The organism is Catenibacillus scindens (assembly GCF_014202115.1).
Classification (GTDB): domain Bacteria; phylum Bacillota; class Clostridia; order Lachnospirales; family Lachnospiraceae; genus Catenibacillus; species Catenibacillus scindens.
In genome coordinates this window covers 381,788-396,026 of sequence record NZ_JACHFW010000002.1, presented here as the reverse complement: position 1 = coordinate 396,026, position 14,239 = coordinate 381,788, and the positions used below count along the sequence as shown (strand labels likewise).

The 14,239-nt window shown below is 47.8% G+C and carries 11 protein-coding genes; 9 read left to right on the top strand and 2 right to left on the bottom strand.

The window, feature by feature from the left end; genetic code table 11:
* Window positions 1-105 precede the first annotated feature (105 nt).
* Complete coding sequence (locus tag HNP82_RS04755; RefSeq protein WP_183772029.1) at window positions 106-636, bottom strand: hypothetical protein; 531 nt, start codon at window positions 634-636, stop codon at window positions 106-108.
* A gap of 270 nt (window positions 637-906) precedes the next feature.
* Here HNP82_RS04755 and HNP82_RS04750 point away from each other — a divergent pair, with 270 nt between their 5' ends.
* The 8 genes from HNP82_RS04750 to HNP82_RS04715 all read left to right on the top strand — a co-directional run bounded on the left by HNP82_RS04750 (window position 907) and on the right by HNP82_RS04715 (window position 11,172).
* Window positions 907-3,441 (top strand): FAD-dependent oxidoreductase, encoded by a 2,535-nt coding sequence (locus HNP82_RS04750; protein ID WP_183772027.1) that lies wholly within the window; start codon window positions 907-909, stop codon window positions 3,439-3,441.
* Between the two features lie 16 nt (window positions 3,442-3,457).
* Entirely contained in the window at window positions 3,458-4,159 is a 702-nt protein-coding gene (locus HNP82_RS04745; RefSeq protein WP_183772025.1) for an ABC transporter ATP-binding protein, read from the top strand.
* Window positions 4,152-5,741 (top strand): hypothetical protein, encoded by a 1,590-nt coding sequence (locus tag HNP82_RS17935; RefSeq protein WP_183772023.1) that lies wholly within the window; start codon window positions 4,152-4,154, stop codon window positions 5,739-5,741. Before HNP82_RS04745 ends, HNP82_RS17935 begins: the two co-directional genes overlap by 8 nt.
* Window positions 5,742-5,969: 228 nt before the next feature.
* Window positions 5,970-6,203 (top strand): FeoA family protein, encoded by a 234-nt coding sequence (locus HNP82_RS04735; protein WP_183772021.1) that lies wholly within the window; start codon window positions 5,970-5,972, stop codon window positions 6,201-6,203.
* On the top strand, window positions 6,196-8,301 hold the full coding sequence (gene feoB, locus HNP82_RS04730; protein WP_183772019.1) for a ferrous iron transport protein B: 2,106 nt from the start codon (window positions 6,196-6,198) through the stop codon (window positions 8,299-8,301). The genes HNP82_RS04735 and feoB overlap by 8 nt, the downstream gene beginning before the upstream one ends.
* 31 nt (window positions 8,302-8,332) lie before the next feature.
* Window positions 8,333-8,581: a hypothetical protein gene (locus tag HNP82_RS04725; protein ID WP_183772017.1), complete on the top strand. Its 249-nt coding sequence runs from the start codon at window positions 8,333-8,335 to the stop codon at window positions 8,579-8,581.
* A 54-nt stretch (window positions 8,582-8,635) separates the two neighbouring features.
* Window positions 8,636-10,000 carry a 5-bromo-4-chloroindolyl phosphate hydrolysis family protein gene (locus HNP82_RS04720; RefSeq protein WP_183772015.1) on the top strand — a complete coding sequence of 455 codons (1,365 nt, stop codon included), beginning with the start codon at window positions 8,636-8,638 and terminating at the stop codon, window positions 9,998-10,000.
* A gap of 14 nt (window positions 10,001-10,014) precedes the next feature.
* Complete coding sequence (locus tag HNP82_RS04715) at window positions 10,015-11,172, top strand: toxic anion resistance protein (RefSeq protein ID WP_183772013.1); 1,158 nt, start codon at window positions 10,015-10,017, stop codon at window positions 11,170-11,172.
* On the opposite strand, the gene mutY is transcribed toward HNP82_RS04715, so the two are convergent.
* Window positions 11,169-12,263: an A/G-specific adenine glycosylase gene (mutY, locus tag HNP82_RS04710; RefSeq protein ID WP_183772011.1), complete on the bottom strand. Its 1,095-nt coding sequence runs from the start codon at window positions 12,261-12,263 to the stop codon at window positions 11,169-11,171. The two genes, HNP82_RS04715 and mutY, sit on opposite strands and share 4 nt — an antisense overlap.
* 188 nt (window positions 12,264-12,451) lie before the next feature.
* Between mutY and dnaG the strand changes: the two genes are divergently transcribed.
* A complete protein-coding gene (gene dnaG / locus HNP82_RS04705; protein WP_183772009.1) occupies window positions 12,452-14,227 on the top strand; it encodes a DNA primase in 1,776 nt (591 codons plus the stop codon).
* The last annotated feature ends 12 nt before the right edge of the window (window positions 14,228-14,239 follow it).

Genomic DNA, 14,239 nt, shown 5'->3' with positions numbered 1-14,239 from the left:
CAACGGCACACAGCACCAACCGTAGCGGAACAAAGATCATATACCTCGCAGCTTGCGCTGCGCTAACTATTGCCATGCCCCGTCAGCTTGCTGCAGGGAATTTAACTATTTGCCTGAAGGCAGGCTGATGAGGACAAAGTCAATGACGCAGGAGATGGCTGCCAGGAGGAGATAAAGTTCCAGATAGTTTGCCGGATAAAGGATCATGGCAGTGATAATGCATACAATGACCAGAACATGGAAAATATATATGCCGTGGGCGGCAATCTGGGAAATCTGATATTTTCGTCCGACATATATTTTTTCAAGGAGCGGGTAAGTTTCGCTGAAAAACATGCAGAACGCGAACAGGATCGCGTCGTGAATATTTCTTGTAAGGGAAAATATAATGGTAGCCTCGATCAGGCTGCTGACAGCGAAAACTAATGATCCCAGGCTGATCACATACCCCAGGCTGATATTTTCGTCCGGATTGAAAACATAGATCATATAACTGCGCATAATAAAAAAGGAGATGACCAGGGGAATCAGGACAATGACGGTATTGTAATCAATATCCGCCAGAAATATAAAAATATTGACAGCCACAAGATTGAGCAGCGCCCCAAAACAAAACTGAAAACTGATTTTTTTCATAAAACCGCCTCCTTACGCAATCTTTCACGGGATGCATAACCAAATTGTCGCCAGAATCAAGACATTTTATACAATTTGATCAGACATCTCTAAGACTATTATAGCAAAAATGTCAGAAAAATCAATTTGATAATACTTATTTTCTGAAATAATTCAGCCCGATCCGTCCCGGATAAGAAAAATTATTTTCCCGTAGACAGGATGTCTGAAATCCGATATAGTGTAGATATAACCGTACATAAAGGATTGATCTTGGAAAGGATGGTGTTTATGAAAACTTTAAAACTGAGAGATGATTTTTACTGGGCCGGGATTATTGACAAGGACCTGAGAGTTTTTGACATTATTATGTATACCGAGTTTGGAACCACATACAACTCCTATATTTTAAAAGCCGGGGACAAAATCGTATTATTCGAGACAGCGAAGGCCCGTTTTTTTAACGAGTATATTGAAAAGGTTAACGAGATCACAGGCGGAGCCAAAATTGATTACCTGGTGGTGGATCACACAGAGCCGGATCACGCCGGGAGTGTGGAGCGTCTCTTAGAGCTAAATCCAGGACTTAAAATTATCGCTACCGGGTGTGCGGCCGGATTTTTGAAAGAGATTGTCAACAGAGATTTTACAGTGATCACTGTGAAAGACAATGAGACTATGAAGATCGGCAATAAGACGCTGCGCTTCCTTGTTGTGCCAAATCTCCACTGGCCGGATACTATGTACACTTATATTGAGGAAGAACAGATTCTTGTGACCTGCGACTCTTTTGGTTCCCACTACGCTTTTGACGGCGTTCTTGTGAGTAAAGTGACGGATCATGAAGGTTATATGCGGGCTACCAAATATTATTTTGACAATATTATCGGGCCTTTTAAGTCTTATATGAAAGCCGCTTTAGACCGCGTGCGTCAGCTTGATGTGACAATGATCTGTACTGGTCACGGTCCGGTTCTTGATGCCCGTCTGGATTTTATTATGGACACTTATGATCAGTGGTGCGCTCCCATGGCGGCAAACGCCAGGAAGACAGTGGTTATTCCATATGTGAGTGCTTACGGCTATACAAAGACGCTGGCGGAAAAGATCAGCGAGGGTATTAAAGACAGTGGGGACATTGACGTGCAGATATACGATATGGTGGAAAGTGATGGAGCCGCTGTGGCGGAAAAACTTGCCGCGGCAGACGGAATTTTACTTGGAAGTCCCACCATTCTCGGAGAAGCATTAAAGCCTATATGGGATCTGACTCTTGGTATGTTTCCTGTAACCCACGGAGGAAAGCTGGCCGGAGCCTTTGGAAGCTACGGATGGAGCGGGGAGGCTGTGGAACACCTGACCCAGCGTTTAAAACAGCTTCGAATGAAAACCGTGGAGGGACTTCGTGTCCGCTTTAATCCGGGGGAGGCCAACCTGATCGACGCCTACGAATTTGGCTATAATTTTGGCTGCACTTTGCTGGACAAAGAACGCCCCAAAAAGAAGGAGAAGACCGGGGCAAGGTCTCTCGTGAAATGTCTTGTCTGCGGAGAAATTTTTGATTCTTCCATGGAAGTCTGCCCGGTGTGCGGCGTAGGCAGGGAGAATTTTGTCCCGGTGGATGAGGAAACTGTGGATTTTTCCAATGATACTCAGAATTACTATGTGATCATTGGGAACGGCACCGCCGGATTAAACGCAGCTAAAGCTATCCGGGAGCGGGATAAGACCGGCTCTGTTCTGATGATATCCAATGAGCCTTACGCTACTTACAACCGGCCGATGCTCACAAAATCTATTATGGCGGATCTTGATCCGGAGCAGCTTGCTGTGGAAAATAAAGAATGGTATGAAAAGAACCGCATTTTTCAGGTCCTCGGAAAGACAGCCGTCCATATTGACACCGCTGAAAAAGAAGTTGTGTTAGACGATGGAAGCCGCCTTAAATATACAAAGCTTATATGTGCCACCGGATCTGAATGTTTTATTCCGCCTATTGACGGAAAGGACAAAGAGGGCGTTGTTGCTATCCGCCGTCTGGCGGATGTCAGAAAAGTGGAGACGCTCCTTGAAAGCACAAAACAGGCGGTGGTTATCGGAGGCGGAGTCCTCGGCCTTGAGGCAGCCTGGGAACTTAAAAAGTCTGGCTGCGATGTGACTGTCCTTGAGCTTGCCCCGGTTCTTATGGGACGCCAGTTAGATGAGGATGCGGGACAGATGATCAAGAGTATCAGTGAAGGTCAGGGAATTGCCATCCATACCGGCGTGAATATTGTCCGCATTGACGGCGATGAGAGGGCCGCGGGGGTTGTCCTTGAAGACGGAACTATATTCCCGGCTCAGCTTGTGGTCATTTCCGCGGGTGTACGGGCTAATGCTGCCTTGGCTGGGGAAGCCGGAGCCGCTGTTGACCGGGCAGTGATTGTTAATGAAAAAATGGAGACTTCTGCGGCGGATATTTATGCCTGCGGAGACTGCGCCCAGTTTGAGGGCGTTAATTACGCCATCTGGCCGGAGGCCTCCGACCAGGGCAAAGTGGCCGGCGCCAACGCCGCAGGGGACAGCCTTGTCTATGAAAATGTCCCCGCTGCCTTGAATTTCCATGGCTTTAATACAGCTCTTTTTGCTGCCGGGGATAATGGAAAGAATCCAAATCTGGTGTACAAGACTGTCGAATTTAAAGACATGGGAAGAAAGCAGTATGAGAAGCTTTATTTCTTAAACGACCGGCTGTGCGGCGTGATCCTCATCGGGGACGTAAGTTCGATGGCCCGGCTGAGCGAGGCGCTAAAGCAGCATAAGACCTACAGGGAAATCATGGACTGAAATTTGCGGAGGGGTTATGATTACTTTACATGCAGAACATCTGAAGAAAAATTTTGACAAAAAAGAAGTATTAAGAGACGTCACATTTGATTTTGAGCAGGGAAAGATTTACGGCCTTTTAGGACGCAACGGCGCGGGTAAGACCACCCTCTTTAACTGCCTCAATGAAGACCTGAGACTGGACGGAGGCCAATTTGATCTTGAGGATGAGAATGGCCGCCGCCCAGTGGGCGGCCAGGATATCGGTTATGTTTTGTCCGTCCCTGTTGTTCCGGAGTTTTTAACGGCCAGGGAATTTCTCAAATTTTTCCTGGAAATTCATGGGAAAGATGAGAGGAAGATCGACACCTATTTTTCCTTTATGCGTATCGAGGAGGAGGACCGGGACCGTCTGCTGAAAGATTATTCCCACGGCATGAAAAATAAAATGCAGATGCTGGTGAATTTTATTTCCAGTCCGGCAGTCCTTCTGCTGGACGAGCCGCTCACTTCCTTTGATGTAGTGGTGGCCGAAGAAATGAAGGAGATGCTCAGACAGATCAAAAAAGACCATATTATTATTTTCTCTACCCACATTATGGAGCTTGCCCTGGATCTGTGCGATGATATTGTGATCTTAAATCACGGGGTTTTGGAGGAAGTCCCCAAGGAGAATCTGGATAACGAGGAATTTAAAGAGCGGATTCTTGAGGCACTGCGGGGTGGCGAAGATGATTAAAGATTTTGTGATTTCATTCAGACTGCGAAATACATATAAAGCCAACGGTTTTATTTACTTTCTCCGACAGCTCCCACTGGTAAAAAAACTGCTGCCGGCCAGCGCCTACAAAAGCCGGGGGCTTAAAAAACTGGCCAACGTCATTGCCTTGATACGGGAGGTAGTTAATACTTTTTTGTGGAAGGGAATCTACCTGGCCCTGATTTTTGCAGCGGCGGTTACTCTGTTTCCAGATATTGGATGGGAAGGGTTTTTAAACGCCTTTTTCTTCCTCACCCTTGCCGGAGGTTTTTTAAATACCCAGCTCTTTGATCCAACCAATGACAAGTACTATGCCATTATCCTTATGGGAATGGACGCCAGGTCGTATACCTTGTCCAATTATGCTTATTTCCTGATCCGTGTATTCATCGGTTTTTTGCCTTTGACCTGTCTCTTTGCCTTTTTGCTGGGGCAAAGCCCCATATGGGGCGTATGGCTTGCCCTGTTTGTTTTGGGTATAAAGCTGCTATTTTCTGGTTTTATTCTCTGGGATGATCTGAAAAGTGTGAAAAAGAACCTGCCTGACAGCACTGAGAAGCGTGATGCCATGCTTGTCCTTTTGGCCGCGGCGCTGCTGTGCGTTGCCGGATTTGGTCTCCCTCTGGCAGGCGTGGCTCTGCCTGTCACCGCATGGCCTTACCTGTTGACAGTGGTTGTGATTCTGGCGGTCTTTGGCGGGATTTATATTTTCCGGTGCCGGGAGTATAAGCGCATGTGCCGGGAACTCCTTAAAAAAGCTCCGGCATTTGCTGCGACAGCGACCACTGCCAACCAGGTGATCCAGGCCAACTCTCTGAAAAAGATTGACTATACTGCGGAGGTAAGCGCGGGGAGAAAGAAAGGTTACGCTTATTTTAACGCTCTGTTTTTTGCCCGCCACCGCCGCCTCCTCCACAAGCCGGCAAAGCGTATCTGTGTGGTCACGGTGATGATTTTTGCCGTGGCGGGAGTTGCCTGCGCCCTTAACGGAGACATAGCTGCCCAGGTGAATGAGATGGTGATGAACATGCTTCCACTGTTTCTCTTTATTATGTATCTGATTCATCCGGGGCGGAGTATGACCCAGGCCATGTTTATGAATTGTGACCACAGTATGCTATCCTACCGGTTTTACCGCCAGCCCAAAGTTATCCTGTCCCTTTTTGTGGAGAGGCTCAAATCTCTGTCCCTGATCAGTCTGATCCCGGCTGCCTTTATTGGGGTGGAGCTGGCCCTTTTGCTGGCCATGACCGGAGGAACAGACAATGTTATCAATTATATACTGATCATTGTCACTATCCTTATGATGTCCGTGTTTTTTTCGGTACATTATATGGTTCTTTATTACCTGCTTCAGCCTTATAATATTCAACTGGAAAACCGCAACGCAGCCTATGGCATTGCCAATTTTCTCACCTATATTGTGTGCTATGGGGCGATTTCACGCCATATTCCCACCATGATCTTTGGTACTGGGATTACTCTGTTTTGTCTGGTGTACATTTTCGCAGCGCTTGTTCTGGTCTACCGGCTGGCACCTAAAACCTTCCGGCTTCGTTAAAGCAAGTAAACTCTTTGCAAGTAAACTTGCTCCTTTGCTCATTAACGGGCGCTCAGTTCATCAGGAATGGGACGGGCTGATTCTTATGCAAGCATAAACCAGCCCGCCCCTTCCTGATGGCTGAATCGAGATAAAAAATGAATTGACAATGGCGGGGAGTAAGTGTAGTATTGTTCTTGTAACTGATAATTATTATCAATAAGAGACATACAAAAAGGAGTTTATCCGATGACACTTGCAGAGGGAAAAATTGGAAATACATATCAGGTTTTAAAAACTGAGGTGGAAGAAAATACAGAACGGCGTTTGGAAGCTCTTGGTCTTACAGAGGGGACAAAGGTTTTGGTGCTGAACCGGAAAGGCAGCGGCACTATGATCTTTAATGTGCGTGGGACCCGGCTGGCGGTAGGTCCCCAGATCGCCCAGGGAATTTCAGTGAAGGAGGCAGCGGCTCATGAGTGAGGTGGTTCAAAGAACGGCTGATATTTCCGGGGAGGGAGCGGACAGCATAAAAAAAGATGTGATTAATGTAGGCTTTGTGGGAAATCCCAACTGTGGAAAGACAACCCTTTTTAACGCCTATACAGGGGCCCGGCTGAAAGTGGCTAACTGGCCGGGAGTGACTGTAGAGAAAAAGGAGGGGGCCATGCGCTTCCACAATCACAATTACAAACTTGTGGATCTTCCGGGTATTTACAGTCTGACCTGCTATTCCATGGAGGAGATTTTGTCAAGACAGTATATTTTGTCCGATGACGTTGATGTGATCGTGGATGTGGCCGATGCCTCCAATCTGGAGAGAAATCTCTATCTTACCCTGCAGCTTATTGAGCTGGGGAAACCGGTGGTGCTTGCTCTGAATATGATGGATATTGTGACGGAGCGGGGTATGGAGATTGACACCCACCGCCTCCCGGAAATGCTGGGTATTCCTGTAGTTCCGGTGTCGGCGCGGAAAAAGACCGGACTGGAGATCTTAATGCACGCGGTGGCTCACCACGTGGGCAAAGGTGTGGATGAAATCCAGCATCACCACTATAACAGCGTGCCAAGCGCTCACAGACATGATCATCACAAAGAGTTTGCCATGGTGTACAGTGATGAGATCGAGGATAAGATCGACGCGGTGAAAGAGCGGTTGAAAGACAAGTATCCCAAGATGACCAATCACCGCTGGCATGCTATTAAGTATCTGGAACATGATAAGGATATTATGGAAAAATATCCTATTGAATACAAAGATATTCTGGATAAAAACTACGAAAAAGAGATCATCAATGAAAAGTATGATTTTATTGAGGAGATTATCGAAGAGGTTCTTGTCAATAAGGACAGCAAGGCAGCGATGACTGATAAGATGGACCGGGTTCTCACCCATCCTGTCTGGGGTGTGCCCATATTCCTTGGGATTATGGCCATTGTGTTTCTCCTGACATTCACCCTGGGCGATGCCATTGCCGGTGGATTTGAGGTGCTTTTGGATTATTTTTCCAGGGGCGTCAGCTTTTTGCTGGATCAGGTTAATGCCTCGCCGGTATTGACATCCCTTATTGTGGACGGTATTATCGCGGGGGTGGGCGGTATTTTAACTTTTCTGCCCAACATTTTTATCCTTTTTTTGGCACTGGCCTTCCTTGAGGACAGCGGTTATATGTCCCGTGTGGCCTATGTTATGGACGGACTTATGGGAAAGATGGGGCTTTCCGGCCGGGCGTTCATTCCTATGCTTTTAGGCTTTGGATGTACTGTTCCGGCGGTTATGTCTGCCCGGACTCTGGAAGATATGCATGACCGCCGGCGGACCATTCTTGTGACGCCTTTTATGTCCTGCAGCGCCAAGGTGCCGATTTATGTTTTATTTTCCAAAATGTTTTTCCCGCAGTGCCCGACCCTTGTGGCGTTATCTATGTACGTTATTGGCCTTGTGGTGGGTATTGTCATTGCACTGATCCTTGGAAAAACGGATAAGAAAAACAGCCGCAATTGCCTGCTCATCGAGCTGCCGGAATACAAGACGCCTAATGCCTATACCATTGCTATCTATGTGTGGGAGAAGGTGAAAGATTACCTTCAGAAAGCCGGGACAACGATTTTTATTGCCTCCATTGTTTTATGGGGTGTGTTAAATTTCGGCCCGTCAGGCATGGTTTCCGATATGTCCGAGAGTTTTGCCGCCTATATCGGCCATATTATTGCGCCGCTGCTGGCGCCGGCGGGACTTGGATACTGGCAGATCGCCGTGGCTTTGATCTCCGGCGTGGCCGCTAAAGAAGTGGTTGTTTCAAGCTGCAGCGTGCTTTTTGGTATTGCCAATATTAACTCTGTGACCGGTATGAGCGCTCTGTCCGCAGCTTTAGGCTCTATGGGCTTTGGATCTTTAAACGCTTTTGTTATGATGGTCTTTTGCCTGCTGTATATCCCCTGCGCCGCCACCCTTGCTACAGTTAAAAAGGAGACTGGCTCCTGGAAGGGCTTCTGGTTTACCGCAGCCTTTCACCTTGTCGTTGCCTGGGTGATTGCGGTTGCTATTTATCAGATTGGCTGTTTATTCATGATTTAGCATTAAAGCTCTATGTGAATGGACGTGAGCGGTGTTAAACGTGTGGTGGTGGATCGGCCGGTCGATTCCGGCCAGCCGGTCCGGCGTCCGGGCGGCTCTGGAAACATTGGAAATCACCAGTACAAAAATGCTCCTGTTTTGCTGCTATGTCCTGGATGCAGAAGAAACGGAGGAATATATGGATGAAATGAGTATTTGTGATAACTCAGGCTGTGATACCGTCACAGCCTTTTTACTTTTCCCCGGAAAGTTCGTTGACATGGCGCTTCGAGTAGGGTAAACTAAAAATTAATCAGATGACGCTTGTATCATCAGATAAAAGGAGTAATGTTTTATGGATTACAGGGATCTTGAAAATCTGGGGCTGCATATGAGCCAGAAAATACGGGATGCCATAGATTCTTTTGATTTTGAACGGTTAAACCAGGAAATACGCCGCAACGCCGATGATGTGATCTTTGGCCGGAAAAATTCCTATGATAATTACGATAATTACGGGACACCCAATGACCATTATGGGACATCTTCCAGGGGTAAGCGCCGACGGGGAAAAAGCGTTTTTGGAAATTTTCAGCAGCAGAACTGGCAGACTTACAAAAATGTAAGACCCTGGTGGGCTTGGTCCAAATCCCAGGGAGATTCCGAAAGGGAAGATGCCTGGAATGAGGATAACGGCAGTGCCGGGACGCGGGAGACCGGCAGAGCGTCCGGACTGGATCGCGGCTGGACACCGGTAGATTATGGTTTCCCTGTGGAGCGAAGCCCTAAGGGGGAGATTTCAGGGATGTTACTGACGGTTTTTGGAGCCATTGGATTTGGCTTTGCCACCTGCGGGTGTATGGTCCTTGGCATTATGGCCGGTTTGGGTTCCTGGCTGGCCTCCCTGACGATCCTGTGCGCTCTTTTGCCGGCGGACATTGTGTTTGCCATTATGATGGCAGTGGGGACAATGCAGAGAAAGCGGGTGAAGCGTTTCCGCAGATATCTTGATGTGATTAAGGGGAAAAGTTTTGCCACCTTCAAAAATCTGGCCCAGAGTGTGGGAAAGAGCGAGGGTTTTGTGCGCCGTGATGTAGTCCGAATGCTGGAACTTGGATACTTTCCCCAGGGACATGTGGACAGCCATAAAACCTGCCTGATGGTGACCGACAGTATTTACCGCCAGTACCAGGAGACGATGGAGAATGCCAGGAAAATGGAGCAGGAGCAGACTCGTGAGAAAAATGAGAGCGGCCAGGACCCGGCAATGGCTCAGGAGATTGCCCGTCTTGAAGCCCTGGGACGTCAGTATATGGAGATTATACGCAAGGCCAACGATGATATCCCCGATACCCAGATCAGCAACAAGCTTTACCGTATGGAGATGATTATCGGAAAGATTTTTGAATATATTAAGTCTTATCCTCAGAAAGCCGACCGGTTGTCCCGGTTCCAGGATTATTATATGCCAATGACCATAAAGTTAGTGGAAACATACCGGGATATTGACGGGCAGCCGGTGGAAGGCGAGAACATAAAAAAAGTGAAAAATGAAATTGCCGCGACGTTGGATACCATTAATGAGGCCTATGAAAAGCTTTATGACAGTATGTACCAGGAGACGGCTATGGATGTTTCCAGCGATATCAGCGTTCTTCGGACGTTGCTGGCCCAGGAAGGACTGACCGGAAGCGATTTTTATAAAAAGGATAAGAAATGACAGGAGTGGATCATATGAGTGATTTTAATGAGATGTTAAAAGAAGGCCCCACACTGACCTTTGAACCATTTAAGGAGGAACCGGCAGCGCCTGCTGCGGCCCAAGAGGAGTCCGCGCCTGCCGCCATTGAGAAGGAGACAGCGTTTACGCCCCAGGAGCAGGAGATGATCAATAATTTTGCCGCCCAGATTGATATTACCAATAGCCAGATGGTGATGCAGTATGGTGCCGGAGCCCAGAAAAAGATCGCCGACTTTTCTGAGAGCGCCCTTGAAAATGTAAAGACAAAGGATCTTGGGGAGACTGGAAAGCTTTTATCCGATGTAGTCACAGAGTTGAAGGAGTTTGACGCCGACGAGGAGGAGAAGGGAATTTTCGGATTTTTTAAGAAGGTACCTTCTAAAATAGAATCTATGAAAGCCCGCTATTCCAAGGCGGAGAGCAATGTGGAGCAGATCTGCAAAGTTCTTACAGACCATCAGGTACAGCTTTTAAAAGATTCAGCCATGCTGGATCAGATGTACGAGCTGAACAAAAATTATTTTAAAGAACTGACGATGTACATCGCCGCTGGAAAGAAGAAGCTGGACCAGGTGAAACAGCAGGAACTGCCAAAACTGGTGGAGAAGGCCCAGACCACATCCAGCCAGGAAGACCTTAACGCGGTAAATGACCTGACTTCCCTGTGCGACCGGTTTGAAAAGAAGATCCATGACCTGGAGCTGACCCGCATGGTGGCCATGCAGATGGCGCCCCAGATCCGTATGATTCAAAATAACGATATTTTAATGTCTGAGAAGATCCAGTCCATGATCGTCAACACAGTGCCTCTGTGGAAGAGCCAGATGGTATTGGCCCTAGGTGTGGCCCACTCGAAGCAGGCGGCCGAGGCTCAGAAGGAAGTGACGGACATGACCAACGCCCTTTTGCGCAAAAACGCGGAGACGTTAAAGATGGCCTCAGTGGAGACTGCCCAGGCTCTTGAGCGGGGCGTTGTAGATATTGAGACGCTGACCGCCACCAACGAGCTTCTCATTTCCACCATCGACGAGGTGGCTAAGATCCATGAGGACGGTCGGGCAAAGCGCCTTGAGGCGTCTGCACAGCTTGAAAAGATGGAAACTGATCTTAAAAATAAGCTTTTTGAGATCAGTACCGGGCGCAGGGGCTAAAAGTCCAGAATCTTTTTGTGGGCGGTAGGTATGGGGAGTTTCTGCAGTTCCTCATAAGTGTAGAGGTGATCGGCCAGCTTCTGATTTTGGGGTCCCTCGATTTCGCCGTAGTAAACGCTCATATGCCATACCCGGTGGGAAAAGACATGGCGAAATTCTGTTTCATATTCCAGAAGTCGGACACTGGTGTGGTAGGCGTCATAGAAGGCGTCCTCAAAGCCGCGGGGAGATTCGGTCTCATATTGGACAAGACCGTAGAGGCCAGAGAGGAGTCCATCTTTGTTTTTGATAAGGAAGTATTTATCTTTATACCGCAGGATGGCGGTGATAAAGTAAATATCTTCCTTGTTTTTATTTTTTATGTTCACCGGCAAAAGTTTCTGGGTTTGGGACTGGCTGGCCTGACAAAAGTCTCTGACCGGACAGTTTTGGCAGGCGGGGTTTTTTGGCGTGCAGATCATCGCTCCAAGGTCCATCATCCCCTGATTAAAATCCGATGGGTCTCCCAGGGCGATGAGTTGATCCATAATTTCCTGATAAAGTTTTTTTGTGGAATCTTTGGCAATATTTTCCTGGCAATTTAAGATCCGGGAGAGGATGCGCAGCGTATTTCCGTCGATGACCCCTTTGGGAAGCTTAAAGGCAATGCTTGAGATGGCGCTGGCAGTGTAGGGGCCCACCCCTTTCAGGGAGAGGATATCTTTGTAAGTATGGGGAAATTCCCCGTCAAAGTCATTAACTATGGCGGCGGCAGCCTCTTTTAAATGGCTGGCCCGGCGGTAATACCCAAGGCCCTCCCAGAGCTTGTAAATCTCATCCATAGGCGCATGAGCCAGGCTGTATACATTGGGAAAGGCTTCCATAAAACGGTGGTAGTATGGAATGACTGTGTCCACCTGGGTCTGCTGAAGCATGATCTCGCTGATCCAAATGGCGTAAGGGTCATTTGTGCGGCGCCAGGGAAGATCCCTGCCCTGGACCCTGTACCACCTGATGATAGCCTGGACAAAATCTTTATGGCGCAGATGGCTGGTAAGATTGTTTATGAGAGTGTCCTTTGGATTTTTTTGACAATTGAATAGTTGTTTCATCTTTTTTCTCCAATTTTAATCTTTTTGTGTTTGATGCCGGAGGCAAAAGGTCTTCTGACTTTTTGCTGCTTGCCTCGTCTTACACATCAGTATAACAATTTTTTGTAAAAAAAAGAAGGATTTAAATTCCCATCGTCGAATATATATAATAGGGCATAACATTTTGACAGTGAAGGGAGAGGCATACGATGTATTATTCCGAAGATCTGATCGAAGAAATCCGAAGCCGCAATGATATTGTGGATGTTATTTCCGGATATGTTAAGCTGCAGAAAAAGGGCTCTTCCTATTTTGGACTGTGTCCTTTCCACAATGAGAAGTCACCATCTTTTTCTGTAAGTGGCCAAAAGCAGATGTATTATTGTTTTGGCTGCGGCGCGGGAGGAAATGTTTTCACATTTCTTATGGAATATGAAAATTACAGCTTTCAGGACGCGGTGAAAGTGCTGGCCCAGCGGGCCGGAGTCCAGCTTCCCCAGGAGGAGGAAACCCCTCAGCAGAAAAAGGAGGCATCTTTAAGACAGAAACTTTTAGATATCCATAAGCTGGCGGCCAGATATTTTTATTATCAACTGACTCAGCCCCAGGGACGGCAGGCCATGGAATACCTTTCCGGACGAAAGCTGACCCATGATACTATTGTCAAATTCGGCCTTGGTTATTCTAATAAGTTTCGGGATGATCTTTACCGGTATTTGAGAAGCCAGGGCTATGACGATTACATATTGAAGGAGAGCGGCCTGATCACTCTGGATGAGAAACATGGAGGCAGCGACAAGTTCTGGAACAGAGTCATGTTTCCCATCATGGATATTAACAACCGGGTCATCGGCTTTGGCGGCCGTGTCCTGGGGGATGGAAATCCCAAATATTTAAACTCACCTGAGACAAAACTCTTTGACAAGAGCCGCAATCTTTACGGCCTGAATCTGGCAAGGCGTTCCAGACGCCCAAATATGATCATCTGCGAGGGATATATGGATGTGATTTCCATGCACCAGGCCGGTTTTGACAATGCGGTGGCCTCCCTGGGAACGGCTTTTACAAGCCCTCAGGCGTCGCTTCTCAAACGCTACACCGATGAGGTTCTTCTGGCCTATGACAGCGATGGCGCCGGGGTGAAAGCGGCTTTGCGGGCAATTCCCATGCTTCGGGATGCCGGACTGCGCTCACGGGTTATTGACATGAAGCCTTATAAAGATCCCGACGAGTTTATTAAAAATCTGGGGACAGAGGCATTTGAGGAGCGGATTGCGGGAGCTATGAACAGCTTTATGTTTGAGATTTCCGTGTTGGAAAAAAACTATGACCTTAATGATCCGGAGGGCAAGACCGGGTTCTTTAACGAGACAGCAAGGAAACTTTTGGAATTTGACCAGGCTCTTGAACGGAAAAATTATATTGAAGCTGTGGCGCGGAATTACGGCATCAGTTTTGACGATCTTGACCGCCTTGTCAACCGCTATGGGTTGGCCGGCTACGGGCAGGAAAATAAAACTTCTCATTCCGGTGCTGGCGTGGAGAGCGTTAAGCAAAAGAAAACCCAGAAGGATGACGCTCTTGTGACTGCACAGAAGCTGCTTCTGACATGGCTCTCAGAGGACACCCGGCTCTTTGAAAAGATCCGTCCGTGGATCGGGCCCGGAGATTTCACTGACCCTCTGTGCCGGGAAGCGGCGGCTAAGGTTTTTGAAGAATACGAAGAGAAGAAGACTGTGACTCCTGCCCGGATCATGAATCTTTTTCAGGACCCTCAGGAGCATGACGCAATTGCCAGAGCTTTTAATACCAATATTGATGACGAAGGGGACAAAGCGGTCCGGGAAAAGGCCCTCAATGAGACTGTGCGCCGTGTAAAGGCGGCAAGTCTTGAGAACGCGGGAAAAAGTGCCCGGGATCTGGAGGCGCTGCAAAGTATTGTCCGGGAGAAACGCAGCCTTTTGAACCTGCATATTTCTTTATAGTGCGGGCAGACT